Origin of the sequence: Rhodococcus sp. MS13, from assembly GCF_013277835.1 — a bacterium.
Lineage (GTDB): Bacteria > Actinomycetota > Actinomycetes > Mycobacteriales > Mycobacteriaceae > Rhodococcus_F > Rhodococcus_F erythropolis.
In genome coordinates this window covers 237,158-258,006 of sequence record NZ_VBTL01000002.1, presented here as the reverse complement: position 1 = coordinate 258,006, position 20,849 = coordinate 237,158, and the positions used below count along the sequence as shown (strand labels likewise).

Annotated in this window: 20 protein-coding genes; 7 read left to right on the top strand and 13 right to left on the bottom strand. The window is 60.7% G+C overall.

What is annotated here, in order from left to right; genetic code table 11:
• Positions 1-48 precede the first annotated feature (48 nt).
• Both FEZ59_RS03645 and FEZ59_RS03640 read left to right on the top strand, forming a co-directional pair.
• Complete coding sequence (locus FEZ59_RS03645) at positions 49-1,428, top strand: glutamate decarboxylase (protein ID WP_019746876.1); 1,380 nt, start codon at positions 49-51, stop codon at positions 1,426-1,428.
• A 292-nt stretch (positions 1,429-1,720) separates the two neighbouring features.
• Positions 1,721-2,569 carry a sterol desaturase family protein gene (locus tag FEZ59_RS03640; protein WP_021332379.1) on the top strand — a complete coding sequence of 283 codons (849 nt, stop codon included), beginning with the start codon at positions 1,721-1,723 and terminating at the stop codon, positions 2,567-2,569.
• 18 nt (positions 2,570-2,587) lie between these two features.
• Here FEZ59_RS03640 and FEZ59_RS03635 read toward each other — a convergent pair whose 3' ends face one another.
• Positions 2,588-3,895, bottom strand: a complete 1,308-nt coding sequence (locus FEZ59_RS03635; protein ID WP_020906135.1) for an FtsX-like permease family protein — start codon at positions 3,893-3,895, stop codon at positions 2,588-2,590.
• The gene (locus tag FEZ59_RS03630) at positions 3,892-4,737 is read right to left on the bottom strand and encodes an ABC transporter ATP-binding protein (protein WP_029254452.1); all 846 of its coding nucleotides are present in this window, start codon (positions 4,735-4,737) and stop codon (positions 3,892-3,894) included. Before FEZ59_RS03630 ends, FEZ59_RS03635 begins: the two co-directional genes overlap by 4 nt.
• On the opposite strand from FEZ59_RS03630, the gene FEZ59_RS03625 reads away from it, so the two are divergent.
• Positions 4,712-5,461, top strand: a complete 750-nt coding sequence (locus FEZ59_RS03625) for an AraC family transcriptional regulator (protein ID WP_021342845.1) — start codon at positions 4,712-4,714, stop codon at positions 5,459-5,461. The two genes, FEZ59_RS03630 and FEZ59_RS03625, sit on opposite strands and share 26 nt — an antisense overlap.
• Here FEZ59_RS03625 and zapE read toward each other — a convergent pair.
• Positions 5,448-6,437: a cell division protein ZapE gene (zapE, locus tag FEZ59_RS03620; RefSeq protein ID WP_172932256.1), complete on the bottom strand. Its 990-nt coding sequence runs from the start codon at positions 6,435-6,437 to the stop codon at positions 5,448-5,450. The genes FEZ59_RS03625 and zapE overlap by 14 nt on opposite strands.
• A gap of 127 nt (positions 6,438-6,564) precedes the next feature.
• Between zapE and FEZ59_RS03615 the strand changes: the two genes are divergently transcribed.
• Entirely contained in the window at positions 6,565-7,131 is a 567-nt protein-coding gene (locus FEZ59_RS03615) for a TetR family transcriptional regulator (protein ID WP_021342843.1), read from the top strand.
• Positions 7,132-7,141: 10 nt separating this feature from the next.
• Here FEZ59_RS03615 and FEZ59_RS03610 read toward each other — a convergent pair whose 3' ends face one another.
• On the bottom strand, positions 7,142-8,302 hold the full coding sequence (locus tag FEZ59_RS03610; RefSeq protein WP_172932255.1) for a lipase family protein: 1,161 nt from the start codon (positions 8,300-8,302) through the stop codon (positions 7,142-7,144).
• A 207-nt stretch (positions 8,303-8,509) separates the two neighbouring features.
• Here FEZ59_RS03610 and FEZ59_RS03605 point away from each other — a divergent pair, with 207 nt between their 5' ends.
• Positions 8,510-9,304 (top strand): putative protein N(5)-glutamine methyltransferase, encoded by a 795-nt coding sequence (locus FEZ59_RS03605; protein WP_113682108.1) that lies wholly within the window; start codon positions 8,510-8,512, stop codon positions 9,302-9,304.
• Here the strand turns inward: FEZ59_RS03605 and FEZ59_RS03600 are convergent.
• Genes FEZ59_RS03600 through FEZ59_RS03590 form a run of 3 tightly spaced genes read right to left on the bottom strand, consistent with a single transcriptional unit; the run spans position 9,295 to position 11,708 of the window.
• Positions 9,295-9,924 carry a TetR/AcrR family transcriptional regulator gene (locus FEZ59_RS03600; RefSeq protein WP_021342839.1) on the bottom strand — a complete coding sequence of 210 codons (630 nt, stop codon included), beginning with the start codon at positions 9,922-9,924 and terminating at the stop codon, positions 9,295-9,297. The genes FEZ59_RS03605 and FEZ59_RS03600 overlap by 10 nt on opposite strands.
• 30 nt (positions 9,925-9,954) lie before the next feature.
• On the bottom strand, positions 9,955-10,755 hold the full coding sequence (locus tag FEZ59_RS03595; RefSeq protein ID WP_003945537.1) for an ABC transporter permease: 801 nt from the start codon (positions 10,753-10,755) through the stop codon (positions 9,955-9,957).
• On the bottom strand, positions 10,752-11,708 hold the full coding sequence (locus FEZ59_RS03590; RefSeq protein ID WP_003945489.1) for a daunorubicin resistance protein DrrA family ABC transporter ATP-binding protein: 957 nt from the start codon (positions 11,706-11,708) through the stop codon (positions 10,752-10,754). Before FEZ59_RS03590 ends, FEZ59_RS03595 begins: the two co-directional genes overlap by 4 nt.
• A 327-nt stretch (positions 11,709-12,035) precedes the next feature.
• On the opposite strand from FEZ59_RS03590, the gene FEZ59_RS03585 reads away from it, so the two are divergent.
• A complete protein-coding gene (locus FEZ59_RS03585; protein WP_134998444.1) occupies positions 12,036-13,529 on the top strand; it encodes a glycoside hydrolase family 71 protein in 1,494 nt (497 codons plus the stop codon).
• 30 nt (positions 13,530-13,559) lie between these two features.
• Here the strand turns inward: FEZ59_RS03585 and FEZ59_RS03580 are convergent, their stop codons facing one another.
• The 6 genes from FEZ59_RS03580 to FEZ59_RS03555 form a co-directional block, all read right to left on the bottom strand.
• Positions 13,560-15,020, bottom strand: a complete 1,461-nt coding sequence (locus FEZ59_RS03580) for an MFS transporter (RefSeq protein WP_021342838.1) — start codon at positions 15,018-15,020, stop codon at positions 13,560-13,562.
• Positions 15,017-15,865: a mycofactocin-coupled SDR family oxidoreductase gene (locus tag FEZ59_RS03575; protein WP_134998445.1), complete on the bottom strand. Its 849-nt coding sequence runs from the start codon at positions 15,863-15,865 to the stop codon at positions 15,017-15,019. The genes FEZ59_RS03580 and FEZ59_RS03575 overlap by 4 nt, the downstream gene beginning before the upstream one ends.
• A 103-nt stretch (positions 15,866-15,968) precedes the next feature.
• A complete protein-coding gene (locus FEZ59_RS03570; RefSeq protein ID WP_264614621.1) occupies positions 15,969-17,108 on the bottom strand; it encodes a serine hydrolase domain-containing protein in 1,140 nt (379 codons plus the stop codon).
• Between the two features lie 180 nt (positions 17,109-17,288).
• Positions 17,289-17,699 (bottom strand): VOC family protein, encoded by a 411-nt coding sequence (locus FEZ59_RS03565; protein ID WP_003945857.1) that lies wholly within the window; start codon positions 17,697-17,699, stop codon positions 17,289-17,291.
• Between the two features lie 134 nt (positions 17,700-17,833).
• Positions 17,834-18,835: an AraC family transcriptional regulator gene (locus tag FEZ59_RS03560; RefSeq protein WP_172932254.1), complete on the bottom strand. Its 1,002-nt coding sequence runs from the start codon at positions 18,833-18,835 to the stop codon at positions 17,834-17,836.
• A gap of 54 nt (positions 18,836-18,889) precedes the next feature.
• Positions 18,890-19,432 carry a GNAT family protein gene (locus FEZ59_RS03555; protein ID WP_070385798.1) on the bottom strand — a complete coding sequence of 181 codons (543 nt, stop codon included), beginning with the start codon at positions 19,430-19,432 and terminating at the stop codon, positions 18,890-18,892.
• An 85-nt stretch (positions 19,433-19,517) separates the two neighbouring features.
• Here FEZ59_RS03555 and FEZ59_RS03550 point away from each other — a divergent pair, with 85 nt between their 5' ends.
• On the top strand, positions 19,518-20,822 hold the full coding sequence (locus FEZ59_RS03550) for an HNH endonuclease signature motif containing protein (protein WP_134998447.1): 1,305 nt from the start codon (positions 19,518-19,520) through the stop codon (positions 20,820-20,822).
• Positions 20,823-20,849 lie beyond the last annotated feature (27 nt).

Below are 20,849 nucleotides of genomic sequence, written 5' to 3'. Positions count from 1 at the left end.
CACCGTCCAAGTCGTACCCCGCACGCTCGCATACTGGAGGAGAAAAAAATGTCAGACAGCTTCGCAGCTCCCACCGAAACCCTCGCACCGGCGTACACAGGACGGCTCGGCACCGATCCGATTCCAGCTCTGAAAATGCCCAAGGCCGAGTCGGATCCCGAAGCGGCGTACCGATTCATCCACGACGAACTGATGCTCGACGGCAGTTCCCGACTGAACCTGGCAACCTTCGTCACCACTTGGATGGATCCTCAGGCAGACAAGCTGATGGCCGAGACATTCGACAAGAACATGATCGACAAAGACGAGTATCCCGCGACAGCGGAGATCGAAACTCGTTGCGTCAACATGGTTGCCGACCTCTTCCACGCAGAAGGGCTGACCTCCGACCCTGCGTCCGCAACGGGGGTCTCAACGGTAGGGTCCTCCGAAGCTGTGATGCTCGGCGGCCTCGCACTCAAATGGCGCTGGCGCCAGCGCCGCGAACAAGAAGGTAAAGACACCACGAAGCCCAATCTCATCCTCGGCAGCAACGTCCAGGTCGTCTGGGAAAAGTTCTGCCGCTACTTCGACGTCGAACCAAAATACCTCCCCATGGAAAGGGGCCGCTACGTCATCACTCCCGAACAGGTCCGTGACGCCGTCGACGAGAACACCATCGGCGTGGTCGCCATCCTGGGCACTACATTCACCGGCGAGCTCGAACCCGTCGCCGAGATCGCCGAAGCCCTCGACGAGATCGCCTCAAACGGTGGTCCCGACGTCCCCCTCCACGTCGACGCTGCCAGTGGAGGTTTCGTCGTCCCGTTCCTGCACCCCGAGCTGATGTGGGACTTCAAGGTTCCGCGTGTGGTCTCGATCAACGTCAGTGGCCACAAGTACGGCATGACATATCCTGGCATCGGTTTCGTCGTCTGGCGCTCGAAAGAACACCTACCGGAAGACTTGGTGTTCCGGGTCAACTATCTCGGCGGCGACATGCCGACCTTCACCCTCAACTTCTCTCGATCTGGCAACCAGGTCGTCGGGCAGTACTACAACTTCATCCGCCTCGGCGTCGCCGGATACACCCAGATCATGGAATCGCTGCGCGACACCGCGCTTATGCTTTCCGCCGCAATCTCCAAAATCGACAACATGGCGATCATCACCGACGGCACCGCTATACCGGTCTTGTCCTTCGAAGTCGTCGACGACCCAGGCTTCACTGTCTTCGACATCTCCCACGAACTCCGGGCACGCGGATTCCAAGTGCCCGCGTACACCATGCCCGCCGACGCCGAAGATGTCGCCGTCCTGCGGATCGTGCTACGAGAAGGTTTCAGCCAAGATCTCGCGTACAAACTCGCCACCGCCCTCAACGAAGTCGTCGAGCAACTTCGTAAGAGCAACGCCGATCGACCCCAAAGGACTGCTTTCGCCCACTAACTGCTGTTGAGGGGCAGCCTCAGAACCGCTTCCCCTCAACAAGCTTCTAATTCTGGACGACCAGCTGCACCAACGAACACTTTGCAACAGGCAAAGATCGACTCCGCCTGCTAGCCCGGTCAGTGCACGCCGTTCGTACGGATCGACCGGAACCACGGTGCGTGTGCGCTCACCGCGAAGAACGCACTGCGGCAGATGTGCATGTCAAACGTACGTCTGGCAGTTTCGACTGACTGAAAGTCGACCGATTCGTACAAGTCGAGAGCAACCGCTATCAAGCACCATCGATCACATGCTCACCTTCATCGTCAGATACGGGTACGTCCCGTTCATGCTCTTGGGAATCAACGGAGCCGCAATCGCGCTGGCGGCATCCGGCGCGCCGAAATGGTCACTGGTGGCATTGATTCTCTTCGCAGTGGCCTGCTCTTTCGCGGCCGAACGGGCGCTTCCCTACGAATCTTCGTGGAATGCCCCGGGACCGGACAGGTTTCGCGACGCTGTCCATGCGTTTGTCAACGAATCCCTCATCTTGGTCAGCGTCGCGGTAATCCCGTTGATGGCCGCGGTGATTCCGTTCGACGGGCTGTGGCCGAGCGGTCTTCCGTTTGTCCTTCAGGTCGTCTTCGCAGTGTTGGTTACCGATTTCGGCATCACCGTCGTGCATTTGATCAGCCACAAGGTTGGATGGTTGTGGCGTTTCCACGCGGTTCATCACAGCCTCGAACGGTTCTACGGTATGAACGGACTGATGAAGCACCCCGTGCATCAGACTTTCGAAACCGCCGGCGGCGTCCTGCCACTGATCCTCCTCGGGATGCCCGTCCCGGTTGCCTCGGCGCTCGCGGTTTGTGTCGCTGTCCAACTCCTGCTTCAGCATTCGAATGCCGATTACCGCATCGGCCCCCTGCGTCCGATACTCGCCCTCAACGCCGGCCACCGATTCCATCACCTGAAGTGGGCGGGAATCGGTGACGTCAATTTCGGTTTGTTCACTCTGATCTGGGATCACCTTTTCCGCACTTATTCTTTCGATCCGGAAAAGCGCTTCAGCAGTGACGATCTCGGAATGGCGGCCAAACCCGACTACCCGGACGACTACCTCGGCCAGTTGGCCGAACCGTTCCGGAAACAGAACTGACGGACGATCGGTGGAGATTCAGCCCGCGAGTACCCGTCGCATGACGGGCTTGGCTGCAAACGCACTGGCCAACACCAACGCGATCCCCACAGCCAGGGTGACGCCCAACTGAACCAGCGCCATCGGAGTGGTCAATACGGCTGCCCCTGCCAGCGGGAAGAGGAACAGCAGTGCAGCGCCGGCGCCGGCCAGTGCCATCACCACGACGGGAGTGCGAACGTGCCTCATGCGGGCGCTGTCCATCACCTCGACAGGTGTGCCGGCCAAAGTCAGACTCCGATACAGCTCACGGTTGTCGAGGATCCCGGATACCTGGGTGAGCGCAGACGAGATGGCCGCCAACGTGAATGTTGCTCCGAGAGTGAACAACACCCCGGTTCTCATGTCCGCGAACAGGAACTCCTGCCCTGGCTGCAAATCCTGCCCTTCCCCGTTGCCTATCGCGGCGAGGAGAGATGTGCCTGCGGCAACAAAGCTGGCCATCGTCACACCGCTGACCGTGCGCCACACAGCCTTCGGATTATCCAGGACCCGACGCGCCGCAATCAGTGAAGCACCGTCTTTGGCGCATTTGAGCATGATCCGTCCAAGCAGCGAAATGACGAACGGACCGACCAACGCAACAACGCCGAAGCAGAGACCAAGGCCCACCAGGATTGCCGCGATGCTTGCCGCGGAGCCCCCGAATGCACTCCATCCCACAAGAACCCCCACCCCAGCCACAGCGAAGATCATCTTCGGTGCGGCGCTGGGATTGCCCGCCGTGACGCCCAACGGGCTCACGAACACCTGGCGCATCCCGAGCATCGACGTCAAAGCAGCCAGGATGGTCATTCCGAATACGATGCCCACCAGCGGAAGTGCGCCTACCCAAAGCTCACTCCACTCGAATGTCCGACCTTGAAATCTCAAGAGAGCTACGAGCGGCAACGCGAGGAGGTATCCCACCACACCGATCAACGCACCGGCCAAGCCCTGGATACCCGATTCCGCAGCGCACAGCGCAACGATCTGGCGAGGGGTGGATCCGATGAGTCGCAGCGAGGCGAGTCGTTCGTCGCGACGGCGCGCGCCCAAGCGGGCCGCCGCCAGACCGAGAGTGACGGCTGGAACGATCATCAACACCGAAGCAACCCCTGCGAGCGCTAGGTACGCCTCGGCTTCGGGTTCGCTCGATCTGCCCGCGAATGCACCGTAGCCGCCGAGCACCGTCAGCAACAACGTCGTCGAGGCGGCAAATGCGGACACTGGGAGCGCGAAGGTACTCAAGGCCTTTCGCCCTTCACCGCGCACCGTCATCAATGCAACGCGCGCTGTGGCCTTCATGCCGCCACCTGTGTCCCGACGAGCGAACCGGCCTGCATCATCATCGTGCGATCACACCACCGAGCGACTTCGGCATCGTGAGTGACGACGACCAACGCAGAACCGATCTGTTGAGCCGAATCACGCAACACCCTCATCACTTCCCAACTCGTCTGCGCGTCGAGGGCACCGGTCGGCTCGTCCGCGAAGAGAACGGCGGGTTTGGTCACCAACGCTCGCGCAATCGCGACACGTTGCGACTGCCCACCCGACATCTGACCCGGGCGACGATCCTGCAGCCCATCCAGCCCCAAGGGCGCGAAGAAGCCGTGTGCCGTCCGCTTGGCTTCTGCGATGGACAACCCGTTGAGTACGAGAGGCAGCGCGACATTCTCGATCGCCGGAAGCTCCGGCAACAGTTGGCCCGATTGAAAAACGAAACCGTACGACTCCCGTCGGAGCCGGCTGCGGTCGTTCTCACCGAGGTTCTCGATATGCCGGCCGCTCAGCAAGATTGCTCCCGAGTCGGGCTTGACGATTCCTGACATGCAATGCAGCAGTGTCGACTTCCCCGATCCTGAAGGACCCATGATGGCCGTGGCAGTGCCGGCGCGCACTTCCAGCGATACACCTCGGAGCACCGGAACGTCGCCGTACGACTTGCCCAGCGCGTGGACCGACAGGACTGCGGGTGCTTGTGCGTTGTTCATGATTCCACCTTCTCGTGAACCCCTCGCGAACACATCGGCCCAGCGCACGATCTTCGGACTGAGCTCGGTCCTACCGGAGGATGACCGGACCCCGAGCTCTGTCAGGGTCGTCACTATGATTTCCGACATGACCTGGTCCGGCGCCGTCCACATGCAGCCCGGAATTCTCATGTTCACCGGCGCAGTGGGATCCGCGCACATGCATTCGCACGCCGCTGTTCAGATCATGATCATCGACGACGGGGACGTCACGGTCACGGACGGGGACGGCCACAGTGAAGTCGTGCGGTCCGTGGTCATTCCATCCGGGGCGGTCCACGCGTTGTCCGCCTCCGAGGGTGCGCGGGGACGGGCGATCTACGTTGACTCCACCACCGGGATGGGTCTGCGCATCAGGCCACCGGAGCCGGGCCGCGGTGATGTGGCCGACTGGTCGGACCGTGGGCAGACCGCAGTAGTGATGACGGACCGCGGCGCTGATTCGGATCTGGAATACGCAGCGAGGCTGATCGATTCACTATCCGAACGCGAAAAGGCGTCGAACTTAGGCGCTCTTCACCCGGCCCTCGAGCATGCCCTGACGCTACTTCCCGAGAGAATCTCGGGGCAGGTCACACTGACGGACATCGCCGCCCTGGTCTCCATCTCGCCCGGACGGCTGGGAAGAATCTTCAACGATCAACTGCAGATGAGCTTTTCGACCTACATCCGCTGGTTACGGTTACGACGTGCCATGGAAGTGATGAGCAGTGGCGCAACCCTGACAACCAGTGCACACGAGGCCGGTTTCACCGACAGCGCCCATCTCAACCGTATCTGCCACAGTATGTTCGGGCTCACGCCCAGCGCCGCGACCGGCGACCTCACCTGGAATTGACGCTACTCCTCAACTGACGCTGTCCGTCCCCGTTGACGCTGTCCATCTCCGTCCTCGCCAGCAACGACAGACGACTGTAGAGGCGCGCCAATCCGGGAACGTCCCGAAGACTGCCCGCAACGTCCTCCACACCGGCAGCGGCATACACCGTCAGTCGCGCATCGACGTCGTAGAGAACATCGACGACATTTCCGAAACGGCGAAGGGCAAATTCCGAAGCTTCCGCGAGCACCGGTACTCCGAAGATCACCCAGTCGTCGAAGCGGGAGGCAAGCTCGAGATAGTCGGCAGCCGAGGTCGAACCAGCGCACAGCACCTCGAAGTCGAACCAGACAACGCCGTCTCGAATCGCCGAGCACTCCAATGTGCGCGTGCCTATCGTCAATTCGACACTTTCGCCCGAAGGCCACGTGATTCCCGAGCCGACGAGGAATTCCCCTGTCGCAAAACGGTAGTCCCCGGCACCTGGCTGACCCGCCGTCCGATAGTCGACGGAGCCACCCAATTCGATCACCTCGAGAGTCCGCTCGATCAACTCGATCGACGAAACGAACTGCTCGTGAAAAAGCGGATTCGGAAGAAGATCGGTCGGCGGGACATTGGACGTGACAACAACAGTCACACCTTTCGCGACGATTGTGTCGAGAACCCTTGCCATGAACATGGCGTCGGCGACGTCGTCGATGTGGAACTCGTCGAAACAGAGCATGCGGATTCCGTCGACGACGTGGTCCAGTGCCGCGCCCATCGACCCGAGTTCGTGCGCCCGAGAGTGCAGATCTGCAAAGAACCGATGAAAGTGAATGCGCCGCTTGCCGACTCGGATGCTCTCGTAGAACTCGTCCATGAGCATCGTCTTACCGCGGCCGACGCTACCCCAGAGGTAGATCCCTCCGCCGACCTCACCGCCCGAGATTCGGGCCCGCAGTGCATCGAGGGCTTCATGTGCCGCCAACTGCTCTTCGTCCAGTAACATGAGGCTCCTCTACATCTGTAGAGTCGAGGCTAGTGACCGAGGGCAAATCGAGTCAATGTGACCCTCACGACGCACCATCTGCAGCATGCAACTCCGGCAGCATGCAACATCGACAGCAAGGAACGACATGAAGCCCGATCGCAGAGCCCTCATTGCGGCATCCGCCGTCACGATCATCGCCGAGCAGGGCCCGCGTGCACTCACCCATCGGGCGGTTGATCAGTCCCTGGAACTTCCTGCCGGTTCGACGTCGTACTATTTCCGCACTCGCGAGGCACTTCTCGAAGCAACCGCATTGCACATCGTGCACCGGTCACGTTCGACTTTCGGCGAACTCCGCGAGAGGCCCAGCGATCCTGCTGCCCTGACGGCCGAGTATCTCGACGATCTTCTCTCGCACCGCAGACACGAATTGATCGCGCGCTATGCACTACTCGTGGAATCTCCCCGAGATTCGGCATTGCACCAACTCCTCGAAGGCAGTCTGTTTTCGCTGGAGAAGGCAAGACCCGTCTTCGAAACCGCTGGTGTTGGCGACCCTGATGTCTCTGCCGCAAATTTCCTGAGCCTGCTGGAGGGCTTGATCTTCGACTATTGCCTGGGATCACGTAGCCGGGACCCTCACTCCAGCGAAACCGTTCGGCAACTTCGGATCCCGATCGACATCTACCTTCGCGGAGTGGGGGTCATCTGAAAGACCTTGGTCAGCAGAGGCTTCCGGTACAGGGTTGTCGACCAGAGAACAGCGCCGCGACAAAGGGAGTGCTGTCTGGAACCGAAGCCGGGACGGTTCCCAGATGATCAGTGGGATAGGTATGGAATGCAAACTCCACACCGTTGGCAGCGAGGTCAGCCGCGAACTTCAGTGTCAGCGGTGCCGGAACATCGATGTCCGACAACCCCTGACCAATGAAGAACGGGCGGTCGTATCCTGCGGTCGGCACAGTGAGCAGTTCACGCGCAGCCTCCATGAATACTGGATTGTCCAGCGACTTCGTCAGCACCTGCCCGAGTGTGACGGTTCCGTACTTCGTGCGCGCCTCGGTGTAGCACATGTTGTTCTCGACGTCGTCGAGGATGGTCTTGCCGAGCGGGGTCAGATACGAGTCGATGTCGATGTCCGGCCGCGAAGCACGCAGTCCGTCAAGAACGTTCGCGATGTAGACCGTCGTACCCTTGAGCGGAAGCGCCGGGAAAGCCGGACCACCGAGCGGTAGAAGATTTTCGATGTTCGAGGGGACACCAGTGGCGACAGCGCCGCGGTAGTCCAACTCCGGCGCGTAATCAGTGGCAAGCGAAGCGGTGAACATAGTCGCCTGCCCACCCTGCGACTGTCCCATCGCAACCCATTCGCTCGACAGGTCGTCGTCGACCGCACGAGCGGCACGCACCATGTCCACAACGCTGTGTGCAGCGGAACGACCGTCGAGATACGGGTGAACACCAGGTGTTCCGAGCCCCACGTAGTCGGTCGTCACCACCGCGTATCCCTGCTCCAGCCAGTGACCCAGATGTGTCGCAGTCCGTTCGAGTGGAACACTGCTGCTCGGCGCACACTGATCCGCGACACCCACCGTTCCGTGCGCATAGGAGATGACCGGCCAACCACCCTCGGGCGGAGATCCCTCTGGGCGATACACCACACCGGTACTCGTCATCGGCGCATCCTTCGGGCCCGTCGACCAGTACGTCACCTTTGTTGCGCTCACGGCACCCGGGATCACCCGATCGGGACCGAGTAACTCCCGACTCACGACAGCACCCGGAGCATCATTCGGTTCCGCTCCAGCCGGCGCCGCAACTGTCAACGCCACCAATGCACTCGCACTCAGCCCGACGAGCGTCCTACCCAGTCGCTTACTCACGTACTTCTCCTACGATTGCGGTGACGGTGCATCTGTGGTGATCGGCCCCACATCAGCCGATCGAGTTCAGACCATAGAACAGCCTTACCAATTGGTCAACCTAGATTCCCACTCCGCATCTACCGTCGTGACACGCCTGCTCGGGTAGGGTGGCGGTGTTCGATACGTGCAGGTCCCAGCGAGATCAGGAGGCCGAAAGGCTCTCTCATGTCAGCACCTGATCTCCCGACCTTCCCTGCTTCGCAGCAGAAGTCGGTGGCCGCGATTCTCCGAGCAGCAGGTTGCGTATTCGCCGAAGACGAGGCTCGCCTACTTCTTCACACCGCACGCTCTCTCGATGAACTCGACGCGATGGTCGACCGACGAGTTGCCGGCGAACCACTCGAACCTGTCCTCGGATGGGTCGAGTTCTGCGGCTTGCGTATTCACATCGACTCTGGAGTCTTCGTCCCACGCCGGCGCACCGAGTTCCTCGCCCGGCAGGCCTGCTCACTCGTCGACTCGGGAAGCGTCGTCGTCGACATGTGTTGTGGCTCAGGAGCTGTCGGTACCGTCCTGCAGTCGACGCTCGATGCCATCGATTTGTACGCGGTAGATGTGGAACCAGCCGCGGTGCGGTGCGCTCGCCGAAACATCACACCGCCCGAGCGCGTACTCGAAGGCGATCTCTTCGAACCACTGCCGACGGAATTACTCGGTCGCGTGGATGTCGTCGTTGCCAATGCACCTTACGTCCCCACCGATTCGATCAGGCTGATGCCGCCCGAAGCCCGTCTTCACGAACCGCTGGTCTCGTTGGACGGCGGCACCGACGGACTGGACCTGCAGCGACGCATCATCGCGGACGCTGCGCCGTGGCTACGCCCGGGTGGCTGTCTTCTCGTCGAGACGAGTACGGAGCAGGTCGAAATGACTGTTGAAACATTCACTCGGGGAGGTTTTCTCACTCGAGTGGCAACCTACAGTGAGACCGCCTCGACCGTGGTGATCGGTCAGTGTTGAAGGCGATCGGATCCTGGCGTGGACCACTCCCGAGCGCGGGCGGCAAAGCCGTCGACAAAAAGCCCGAACGCACGATCGACGCGGGCCCGGTCCCCAGTGGCCAGAAGATCCATCGACAGACCCCGCATTTGCGAGAGCAACAGAGTAGCGACAGAGGCAACATCGTCCTCGGGGCAACCCGCTTGTCGTAGACCGGCTTCCAGTGCCTCGATCCAATCGCCTACAAAACGGTCCAGGAACCGTCCGTAGCGTTCGCGGTCGCCGAGCGCGAGGGCGTAAATCTCGACCATCACTCGGAACCGCGGCAGGACCTCCGGCGTCGTACGTTCGGTCCACCAAGCGGTCAGCACTGCCGCCGGATCGACCCCCGGTTTCATCGGAACCGCAATCGGAATGGACTCACCACGCATGTTCTCGATGACCTCGGAGAGCAGGTTCTCCTTGCTCTCGAAATGGTTGAGCAACGACGCATGCGACACACCTACGGCCTTGGCGAGCTGCCTCACCGTCAGTTCCCCGACACCGTTGTCGATGACGTAGCGGGTCAGCGCGTCGAGCAACTCCTCACGTCGCCCGGCGTATCTCAGGCTGCGTTTGTCGATGCGTTCGGGCTCCGGCACATACCCACCCTACCGGCCGGAATCACCAGGTCAGCGGCTGACTGCCTTCTGATACCGACGAATAGCGAACGGCACGAAGACGATCAGCAAACCGAAAGTCCACAACAGCGACGCGATGACCGGATTCTGCAGTGGCCACGCATCCGGAACCGTCATCGCAGGATTGGTATTGCCGAACAGTTCACGCACCGCCTGAGTCACCGCCGACACCGGATTCCATTCGGCGATCACTTTGAGCGGGCCGGGAAGATTGGTGGTCTCGACAAAAGTGTTCGCGATGAACGACAGCGGAAAGATGACGATGAAACTCGCGTTGTTGAACACCTCCGGCGTGCGGATCCAAAGCCCGACAACAGCCATGACCCATGACAATGCGTACGCGAAGAACAGAAGCAGCGCATACCCGGCCACCGCCTCGAGGAAGCTGGAATGGATGCGCCACCCCACCAGAAGACCGGTCAACGACATGACCACCAAGCTGATGACGTTGATCAACACGTCACTCGATGTTCGGCCGGTCAGCACGGCAGACGGAGCCATGGGCAGCGATCGAAATCTGTCGATGATTCCTTTCTGAATGTCTTCGACCATCCCCAAACCAGTCCAGGTAGCACCGAATATGACCGTCTGCGTGAAGATTCCGGCGATCAGGAACTCTCGATACGACGTGCCCGGGACGGAGATCGCGCTGCCGAACACGTATGCGAACAAGAGCACGAACATGATCGGCGACAAAGTGGTGAACACCAGTAGATCCGGAACGCGCTTGATCTTGATCAAGTTTCGCCTGGCGATGGTCAAACCGTCTTCGAGCGCCATCTGCACGGTCATTTCTGATCCTCCAGTTCAGCCTGGTGCCCGGTCAGTGTCAGAAAGACATCGTCGAGAGTGGGCCGGCGCAGACCGACGTCGAACACCCGAATGCCTCTTGCCGACAGGAGATTCAGCGCCGCGACCAACGCATCGGTACCGTCGTCGACAGGAACGGTGACGCGACGGACATTCTCTTGAACCTGAATGTCCCCCACGGCAAGCGAGCGCAATTCTTCTCGGACGATGTCGAGATGTTCGACCTCGTGCACACTCAGTTCGATGCGCTCACCCCCGACCCGCGCCTTCAGCTGATCTGCAGTACCGCGCGCGATGACCGAGCCGCGGTCGATGACGGCGATCTGGTCGGCCAACCTCTCGGCTTCCTCCATGTATTGCGTCGTGAGCAACAGCGTTGTCCCCTGCGCCACCAACCCTTCGATGACATCCCAGAGACCGAGTCGCGCACGAGGATCGAGGCCGGTGGTCGGCTCGTCCAGAAACAACACCTGCGGCCGAGCAACCAATGCGCCGGCCAGATCGAGTCGGCGGCGCATGCCACCGGAATAGCCCTTGACCGGCCGATCTCCAGCCTCGACGAGATCGAACTGCTCGAGCAATTCACGCGCTCGTGCCTTACTGCTTCGGGCGCCGAGGTGATACAGCCTCCCGACCATGTCCAAGTTCTCATAGCCCGTCAGGTACTCGTCGACCGCGGCATACTGACCCGAAGCACCGATCTTGGACCGCAACGCCCGCGCATCCTCGACCACGTCCAGCCCGGCAACCTTGGCGCGTCCACCGTCCGGAATGAGCAGCGTCGTGAATATCCTTACCGCAGTGGTTTTTCCGGCGCCGTTGGGGCCCAACAGGGCCATCACCGAACCCTCGCGCACTTCCAGGTCGATGCCGTCCAATGCCGTGACGTCGCCGTACTTCTTGACCAGCCCCTCGGCCACAATCGCTTCGGTCATGAGCCCTCCCGCATCGGTAATCCGTCGGTAGTCCGTTCCCCAGTGTGACCCAGGAGGCCGACACATTCCAGGATTTCACGCAGCAGTCCTGCAAACGGGCCCCCGACAGGACCCAACCGTCGTGACTCCTCACGATTCGGCTCACTCGCGTATTCAAGTGGACGAGAGTGCCCCGGATTTCAATTCATGTTAGCGTCGCAAAGTTCGTGCCTCAGAATGCACTCCAAACAAATTTCTCTACAGCCGAAGAATCTGACCTGGAGGATAACTCCCATGCGTTTCATCCCTATGCGACGGTACGCAATCCTACCGAAAACAATCCGTCTCATGTGCCTCTCGACGGCAATCGCACTATCGCTCACATTTGCCTATTCCTATCAGGGGCAAGGGCACACAGAATCACCTACGTTTGCTCCCACTGCTCTTTCTGCCAATCCGGAATCTGCTGCTCTCCCCTTCGACATTCCGGACCGGGCAACGCTGAACGGACGGAAGGTATTCGGACATTATTTTCCGCCGTACCCGGTATCTATCGACAACGCGACCCCGAACAGCGACTTCTACACAACTCAGTACATGACAGTGCATGGAGAGAACAATGCACACGTCAACTCAGCTGGATTCATCCGCGATCGGCCTGCTCCACGCCCTCCGATCGCAGATCCCCAGTGGCGTCAGAGAGATCTCGAAACTGAAGTTCGTCAGGCGGTCGCTGCTGGGCTCGACGGGTTCTCTGTCGACATCATGGCCAAGGCAACGGACACCAGTTGGTGGGGTTCAATCATTCCCGGCGCGCTCATGCAAGCCGCAGCCACAGTAGATCCGAATTTCAAAGTAATGCTCATGCCCGATATGAGCGCTTCTTTCAATAACATGACGCCTGCAGAGTTCGCCGCAGAAATGGCACCATATGCGACAAAACCGTCCGTATTCAAACTTGCGGACGGACGCCTCGTTATTTCCCCATTTCTTGCAGAAGCCAAAAGTCCAACATGGTGGTCGCAGTTCATCACCCTGATGAGTCAGTCCTATGGGATAAATGTCGCATTAGTTCCGGTGTTTTTAGACGCAGCGGCAAACCGCAATGCGTTTGCCTCCATCAGCTATGGCATGTCGAGTTGGGGAAACCGGAATCCGGCGGGAAACCCAGTGGTCAACAGCCCAAATACTCCGCTTGATTTGGCTGCCGCGGCCCATGCGTTGGGAAAGATCTGGATGCAATCGGTCTCCTTCCAGGACGTCAGACCGAACCAGGCCATCTACGACGAAGCGGAAAACACACAGAATCTTCGCAATACCTGGCAGATCGCGCTCGATTCAGGCAGCGAATGGGTCCAACTGACAACCTGGAACGATTACAGCGAGGGGACTTCCTTCGCTCCCAGCGCCGGGCACGGACGCTCCCTGCTGGACATCAACGCCTACGGTCTGTACTGGTTCCGGTCAGGGGTAATGCCGACGATCGTCCGCGATACTGCCTATTTGAGTTATCGAACGCAGAAAGTATCCGCAGTGCCTGCCAACCCTTCGACACCCCCGATGTCACTGCGCCAATGGTCATCCCCCGCTCGCGACACCGTCGAGGTTCTCACCTTCTTGACCGCTCCCGCAGTCGTCAAAGTGACGGTGGGAACCACGACAACCACCTGCAATGCCCCGGCCGGGATGAGCAGCTGCATCGCCCCGTTGAAAGTAGGTTCCATCAAGGCTTCTGTCGTTCGCGGCACTACCGAGGTGTCCCGGGTGAGTTCGCACGCTGCGGTAACGGCCACCCCGTACAACCAGAATCTCGAGTACCTGGTGGATTCCAGTCGGAGATAACGGTGACGAAGATCGGGTGAGTCCGACAACTCACCCGATCTTCGTTGCGCCATCGGTTTCGGCTGCAATTGGTAACTCGGGCAGCGATACCGCCCCCGTCCGCTCCACCTTCACTGCCAACGTCACCGCGGCGGCCAGTGCTGATACGCCCGCTCCGATCCAGTACAAAACCGCGAACGAATGCAGGGTCGGCACAGCGCTCGCACCGATCACCACCGTTGAACTGGCCAATACCGCTGCCGCAACGGCGCTTCCGGTGGAGGTACCGACCGAACGGAGCAGGCTGTTGAATCCGTTGGCCGAGGCAGTCTGATGGATCGGCGCAGATTCGGTGATCAGAGTCGGCATGGCTGCCAGGGAAAATGCCACACCGGCCGATACCACGGCAGCGCCGATCACGATATTGACCAACGTCGGCGCCAACAGCACACGCAAGACATATCCGATTGCAATGACGATCGCACCCGACGCCAACGTAGCCTTCGCTCCCCATCGCCTCGTCACTTTCGACGACACCGGCGCCAATCCGATCATCAGGACTCCGCCCGGCATCATCGCCAGTCCGGCTTCGGCAGCCGAGAGTCCGAGACCGTCCGCCGACGCCAGGGGCAACTGAAGTTCCTGCGTTGCCGCCAACGCGCTGATGAACATGGCAAAACCGAGTAATACTGCGCAGACGTTCGAAACCAGAATCGGAGCGCGAAGGGAAGTCCGCAGATCGACCAGTGGTGCCGGCGTGTGCAGTTCCCACGGAATCCATCCACAGAGCAAGACCACGCCGGACGCGATCAGAACCAGAACCTCGGGGCTTGCCCAGCCCCATTCGGTTCCTTTCGAAACGGCCAGCAGCAGTGCAGTCATAGCGAGTGTGAGGACCGTGGCCCCCAGAAAGTCGAAGCGTCCGCGACTCTTCACCGCCGATTCCGGCACCACCAGCGGCAAGACGACTATCAGTACTACCCCGAATCCACCGGTGACCCAGAAAAGCGCGGGTAGTCCCCAGTGCGCCGAGATCACCCCAGCCATCGGCATACCGAACATGCCACCGATCCCCAAAGTCGCACTCATGAGAGCTACTGCACCACTGAGCTTTTCCGGAGGAAGGACATCGCGCATGATACTGATTCCGACGGGCAGAAGTGCCGTCGCGAACCCCTGCAACGAGCGCCCGAGGATCAGTAACCAGAAACTCTGGCTGAGCGCAGCAACCATGCAGCCGACGATCATCACGGCAAGACAGACGAGCATCATCGCGCGCTTGCCGAACATGTCGGCGAGTCTGCCGATGAGAGGGGTTGCGACGGCACCGGTCAGCAACGTCGAGGTCACCAGCCAGGAAGCGGTGGAGGACGAAACTCCCGATGCCGTCGCGAACGCAGGCAGGACCGGCACCACCAAGGTCTGTTGCAGCGCGACCACCACACCGCTCAGACTCAGGACGCCGACGACCCACCCGGTCCGCGCTTTCGCGCGAACAGTCTTGTCCGTCAAGCGTTCGAGCGAGCGGCTACTCCGGCGTCGACAGGAACCACGATGCCACTCATGTGGGCACTCGCGTCGGCGGCGAGGAACAGGACTACTCGCGTGATCTCGAAGGGATCCAGCCAACCGACCGGCTGCGCATGCAGAGTTGCGTACACGGGTTCGACGTCGCCTGCCGTCGGCGATTCGAGGTCAGGCCGCATCATTGCGTACATCATGTCGTTGTGAATCATCGGCGTCGAGATGTTTCCCGGTGCAATAGCATTCACGGTCACACCCGAGTTGGCCAGTTCGAGCGACACACTCTTCGTCAAACCGATGACGCCCCATTTGGAGGCGCCGTACGCCGCCATCTGGGTGCCACCGGATCGACCCATCATCGAGGAAATCGTGATGATGCGACCGTATCCACGTTCCGCCATTCCACCTGACACGGCCGCAACGGTGTTGAACACACCGGTCAGGTTCGACGAGATGACTTCGTTCCACTGTGCCGACGTCATCGACGTGATCGGAGCGGGCACGGACACACCGGCATTCGCGACGGCGATGTCGACACGGCCGAACTCGGCTTCAGCGCGGGCAACGAGCGCGTCCATTGCGTCGCGATCAGCAGTGTCTGCCTTGACGGCAATGCACCGACGACCGGTGGCTTCCACCAAACGAACGGTTTCCTTCAGATCCTCCTCGTTTGCGAGGGGGTAGGCGACGACATCACTGTTCTCGCACCGGTCGCAGATCACGATGTCCGCGCCACGCTCCGCGAACGCAACAGCGTGGGCGCGCCCCTGACCGCGTGCGGCGCCGGTGATCAGTGCAACTTTTCCTTCGAAGCTGCCTTCGAGGCTGTTCATGCCGTCTCCTAGTTCGTCGTATGCAAGCGTGCGCTGTACTGCATGCGTACTCCGAACCCGCCCGAAAGAAACAGTCGATCCCGGACAGCGGGAATCCAGCTGATCACTGGTAAACGGCGGTCTCGAATTCCAGGTATCCGTTGATGGATCCAGCGTCCGCGAACGGCAGAATCTGCGTTGCCCAGAACCCGCCGACGCCGGTCTGCCGGTCGATCCAGTAATAGAGGTTGGCAAGACCCGCCCAAGCCAGCGATCCGGCCGGCCTACCGGTGGGTGCCACCTCTTCATTTGTCATGAAGGAGTATGCCCATCCTTTGGGTACACCGGGGAAGAATTCCGCATCGTTGGACAGCGTCGGGAGAACTCCGGGCAACAACCCCACGTGCTGGCCTTCGAGCCCGTTCTGAACGGCTGCAGCTACCGTCTCCGGCGACAACACGCGACCGGATGTGCCCGCGCCGTCGTTGAGCCACATACGAATGAACTTCATGTAGTCGCCTACAGTGCCGTGCAAACCGTGACCACCCATGTGCACCTCGGGTTCGGCCGGAAGCTCGAATCCGATGAGCGGAGTGAGGCTTCCGTCGCTCTCGCGCTGATGGATCGGCGCAAGTCGATCCTTCATCGACGAGCTCATCGTGAATGCCGTATCGGCCATCTCGAGAGGTTCGAAGATGCGCTGACGCATGACATCGCCGAGTCGCTGACCTCGAATCGACTCGACGACCTGTCCGGCCCAGTCGATGTTGGTGCCGTACTCCCATTTCTCACCCGGGTCGAAGAGCAGCGGTGTCGTGAGCGCCGCTTTGCTACACGTGATCACGCTGGGCTGCCCATGTTCCTGCGAGAGCCGGTTGTACGACTCGTTGAAGAAGTCGTAGCCGAACCCTGCAGTGTGAAGGAGCAGCATGCGAGTGGTGATGTCACGCTTGGGTTCCCGAAGAACGGGGTTTCCGCCGGCGTCGAAACCGTCCAGGACCTTCAGCTCACCGATGTCGGGAACATAGGTCGCTGCAGGTGCATCGAGATCGAGCAATCCCTCCTCCACACATTGCAGGACAGCGGTACCGGTGATCGCCTTGGTGGTGGAGAAGAGCGCAAAGGTTGTATCGAGGGTCATCGGAACGCCGGAACCGAGAGTCCGCTCGCCCGCAGCACCCTCGTAGATGTTGCCTTCTCGATCCGTGATCATCGCGACCACACCCGGGACGCGATCAGCCCCCTGAGTTGCTCGCGCCAGCACGTCGTCGAGGCGCTGCTTCGAAAGGGGCTTCCGCGCAATATCTTCGATCGTCACTGCATTTCTCCATCCGACTTGCAACTTGTCTTGTCGAACAGAATGTAACGGCGATCACACACCCGGCTCTGCCTCGAAACGGCAGGAAAACTGTCTCGTTTCGGCAGAACCGGGCAGAGTCTGGAGTCAGCTCTGGGGCGCTCCGATATTCACCAGCCAGGAAATACCGAATTTGTCTGTACAGGCGCCGAATTCGTCGCCCCACATCTGCTTCTCGAGCGGAACGCTGACCGTACCTGTTCCCGACAGTTGCTCCCAGTACCCGCGCAGCACATCGCCGTCGTCGCCGCTGAGGCTGACCGTGATGTTGTCGCCGGGGTTGTACGGCATGCCTGGCGGAGTGTCAGCACCCATCAGGGTGTATCCCTGATCGGTCTCGAGCATTCCGTGCATGATCTTGTCCCCGCCTTCGCCGGGATTGCCGAATTCACCGAACGTGCTCAGCGCCAGCGTGCCACCGAAAATGCCCTTGTAGAACTCCAACGCTTCACGCGCGTTACCGTTGAAACTGATGTACGGATTGAGTCGAGTTGCCATGACGTACTCCTAGCTCGTGGGATTGCTGTCACGTTCGATTTCAATCCTTGCAGAACGCTCCGACACGAAACAACGGATCATCGCAGTTCATCGAGTGCGTAAACCGATCGTCATGACCGTTCAAACAACTGTCCTCAGAGTGGGTTCCGAGTCTCGGAAGGCAACTCTCCGAACCGTTTCCGGTAGGCGGCCGCAAACATGCCCAGATTGACGTAGCCCCAGGCGTTTGCGATTTCGGAGACGGTTCTCCCCTCGGAACGCAACAATTCGCTGCGTACCCCCTCCAGTCGACGCGCGCGCAATCGTTGCCCCGGCGTGGTGTCTCGGTACCGCCGAAATCCCGCAGTGAGCGCCCGGACACTGACACCCACCGCAGCGGCGATCTCGGACGCCGTCGGTACCGAGCGCGCGAAGGTATCGATGTACTCCTCCGCCGATCGCACGTATGCCGGTTCGGCGGAGGCGACGTCGGCGCCGAGTTGCAACCCGGCCTGCGTCGCCCACTCGTCGAGAAGCTGAGCCGTGATGAGTTCTTGAACCCTGGCGCCCAGCCTTTCACTCGACATCGCGTCAGGCGACTCTGCAATCGCGCGAACGACGTAGTCCATCAATGCGAGCCAACTCGAGCCACGCCCGCCGATGGTGCACTTGTGCCGCCACAGACGATCGTCGGGAACCGCCCCGTACCACTGCTGGGCGTGGTCGGCGACAAGCTGATGCGGCACAGTGAGATTCAGCTGCAGATGATCCTCGTCGAATTCGACGAAATAGTCGGTCCGACTACAGTCGGCGACAAAAGTCTCCCCCACGGCAGTATCTGCCGCAGCTCCCCGGCCAAGGGCATGTCGGCCGTTGCCTCTGATCGTCGTCAGAACCAGAATGTTTCCGGCCTCAGGAGAACATTCACCGACAGAGACCGGAATGCCGTAGCAGAATCGGGTCACGTCGATCTTGCCCACCGCTGCCGAGTACATGTCCGAAGCCGGCTTCAACCGACTTCCTATCGGCGTGACCGTATACGGCATGTAGATGTTGTCGGACCATTCCTTGATGCGGTCCCAGTCCCGAGAAAAGGCCTGGTGATGCTGCATGGTGGGCCGGCCGGCCGCGTCGATGAGCAAGGCATCCTCGAACATGGTTCGAGTATCGCACCAGGGCCCGGGAAGGTCACGAAAGTGAGCCGACGCGGTCTATGGCTGTACGGCGGCAGGTCGTGTTGCAGCAAAAAGCAGCGAATCCACCGCGGTCCCCCGGATCACCATGTGCGCCCTCATCCGCCCCTCCTCCACCATTCCGATTTTGGTGAGCACCGACGCCGACGCCGAGTTCTCCGGACGACACGTTGCCTGCACGCGCTGTGCTCCAAGGCGAGCGAAGGCGAGTCCCAGGACCGCGCTCCCTGCCTCGGATGCATAACCTCGTCCTTGGAACTTCGGGTTCACGACAAAACCGAGTTCCGCCCGCCGGTGCGCGGCAGATACTTCCCACACAGCTACCGAACCGATGACCGTTCCATCAGCCTTCGACGTGATGGCCAGGGTGAACGTGCGACGTTCGACGAGCGCAGCTTCGAGTGCCGCGTCAGCCAGGAATGCCCTGGTCACCGCGGGGGTGTTCGGCCCCCAATCAACATATCTACAGACGGCAGGGTCGGACGCGTACTGATGGACGGCATCTTCATCCGCGGCAGTGAAATCTCGAAGAACAAGGCGTTCCGTAGTCAACGTGAACATCCAGCGATCCTAGAGCGAGCCCGAAAGCACCTCTTGACTCGAACGCATGTTCGAGTATGATTTGGGGAGGGGATCGGGGGATTCAATGAGTGTCTTGTTGTCGGATGTGGTGTCGGGTTCTGCGGTGGGGTTGCGCGGACGCCTGTGGCAGTTGTCTGCTTCTGAGTTGCGTGCGGCTGCGGTGTCGGTGAGCGCGGAGATTCTGCGGCTCGAGGCCGTTCGGGTGGCGGTGGTCGACGAACTCTCGATGCGCCCGGATGATCAGGTGATTGCCAGCCGCGGGGTGGGGTGCTGGTTGGCGGCGAACACGATGCTGCAGGTTCGGGACGGGAAGAAGATTGCCGCGTTGGGTGCGGCGCTGCGGCCGTTTCCGGCGGTGGCTGCCCGGTTCGATGGCGGGGATTGCTCCTTCGAGCATGCCGTGTTGATCGTGGCGTTCTGTGAATCCCCGCCGAAGGGCATGCCGGACGCCGCATTGCCTCGCTGTATCGATTTGTTGTTGGCTGCTGCGTCGGGCGTGGAGGCGACGACCACGAAGGTGCGGAACGTGATCGCGACCTTGGAGCGAGTGTTCGAGTCCGATGAGATTCCGCCCGCGGAAGATGTGGATCGCAACGAGTTGCGGATCGCGTCGACGTTGAACGGTCGGGTGGTGGTGCGAGGTGATTTCGATGCTCTCACCGGCGAAATGCTGCTCTCCGCCCTGTCGAATCTGACGATGCCCACCCCGGCACCCGATGGAACCCCCGATGCCCGGTCGGCGGCGAAACGCACGGCGGACGGGTTCACCGAACTGATCCGCCGCTACCTGGACTGCGCGAAAACCGGCACCGACGGCGGTCAGCGTCCGCACGTGAACGTGCACATCAACGCCCGCGATCTCGCGGAGCACCGTGACTGCGCCGCCGCACCCGCTGCTTCTGGTGGTGGAGTGGCTGTGTCGGATCTCGACGTCGGGCACATGCCGTGGCTCGGACCACTGTCCGTCTCGCAGACCAGACTCCTCGGTTGTGATTGTTTCCTGTCCACGGTGCTGCTCGACGATCACGGGGCGCCCTTGGATGTGAAACCCGGAAAGAGGTTGGTCACCGCCGAACAGCGAGTGGCCCTGATCGCCCGAGACAAGGGCTGCGCGTTCCCCGGCTGCACATGTGTACCGGCCTGGACCGATGCACACCATATTCGACACTGGGCGAACGGTGGCCCGACGGTGATGAGCAACCTTGTCCTGCTGTGCCGTTCACATCACCGGTTGATGCACCGAAAAGCCGGTTTCGTCGGGAAGTGGGTAATCCGCATCGGCGTCGACAACAAACCGTGGTTCATCCCACCGCCCTCGATCGACCCGCAACAGCACCCGCAGCCCGCGAACACCACCTTCAAAACCTGAGGTAGTACTCCTCGGGCACAACAGAAC

What these genes read in the sequence shown, in the direction of transcription:
- FEZ59_RS03595 (WP_003945537.1), bottom strand. Translation starts at nt 10,755, where the DNA reads ATGACCGTGCAGATGGCGCTCGAAGACGGTTTGACCATCGCCAGGCGA.
- FEZ59_RS03575 (WP_134998445.1), bottom strand. Translation starts at nt 15,865, where the DNA reads ATGAACAGCCTCGAAGGCAGCTTCGAAGGAAAAGTTGCACTGATCACC.
- FEZ59_RS03605 (WP_113682108.1), top strand. Translation starts at nt 8,510, where the DNA reads ATGTCAGCACCTGATCTCCCGACCTTCCCTGCTTCGCAGCAGAAGTCG.
- FEZ59_RS03560 (WP_172932254.1), bottom strand. Translation starts at nt 18,835, where the DNA reads ATGTTCGAGGATGCCTTGCTCATCGACGCGGCCGGCCGGCCCACCATG.
- FEZ59_RS03555 (WP_070385798.1), bottom strand. Translation starts at nt 19,432, where the DNA reads ATGTTCACGTTGACTACGGAACGCCTTGTTCTTCGAGATTTCACTGCC.
- FEZ59_RS03645 (WP_019746876.1), top strand. Translation starts at nt 49, where the DNA reads ATGTCAGACAGCTTCGCAGCTCCCACCGAAACCCTCGCACCGGCGTAC.
- FEZ59_RS03630 (WP_029254452.1), bottom strand. Translation starts at nt 4,737, where the DNA reads ATGTGGACGGCGCCGGACCAGGTCATGTCGGAAATCATAGTGACGACC.
- FEZ59_RS03585 (WP_134998444.1), top strand. Translation starts at nt 12,036, where the DNA reads ATGTGCCTCTCGACGGCAATCGCACTATCGCTCACATTTGCCTATTCC.
- zapE (WP_172932256.1), bottom strand. Translation starts at nt 6,437, where the DNA reads ATGTTACTGGACGAAGAGCAGTTGGCGGCACATGAAGCCCTCGATGCA.
- FEZ59_RS03635 (WP_020906135.1), bottom strand. Translation starts at nt 3,895, where the DNA reads ATGAAGGCCACAGCGCGCGTTGCATTGATGACGGTGCGCGGTGAAGGG.
- FEZ59_RS03625 (WP_021342845.1), top strand. Translation starts at nt 4,712, where the DNA reads ATGACCTGGTCCGGCGCCGTCCACATGCAGCCCGGAATTCTCATGTTC.
- FEZ59_RS03550 (WP_134998447.1), top strand. Translation starts at nt 19,518, where the DNA reads ATGAGTGTCTTGTTGTCGGATGTGGTGTCGGGTTCTGCGGTGGGGTTG.
- FEZ59_RS03565 (WP_003945857.1), bottom strand. Translation starts at nt 17,699, where the DNA reads ATGGCAACTCGACTCAATCCGTACATCAGTTTCAACGGTAACGCGCGT.
- FEZ59_RS03590 (WP_003945489.1), bottom strand. Translation starts at nt 11,708, where the DNA reads ATGACCGAAGCGATTGTGGCCGAGGGGCTGGTCAAGAAGTACGGCGAC.
- FEZ59_RS03615 (WP_021342843.1), top strand. Translation starts at nt 6,565, where the DNA reads ATGAAGCCCGATCGCAGAGCCCTCATTGCGGCATCCGCCGTCACGATC.
- FEZ59_RS03640 (WP_021332379.1), top strand. Translation starts at nt 1,721, where the DNA reads ATGCTCACCTTCATCGTCAGATACGGGTACGTCCCGTTCATGCTCTTG.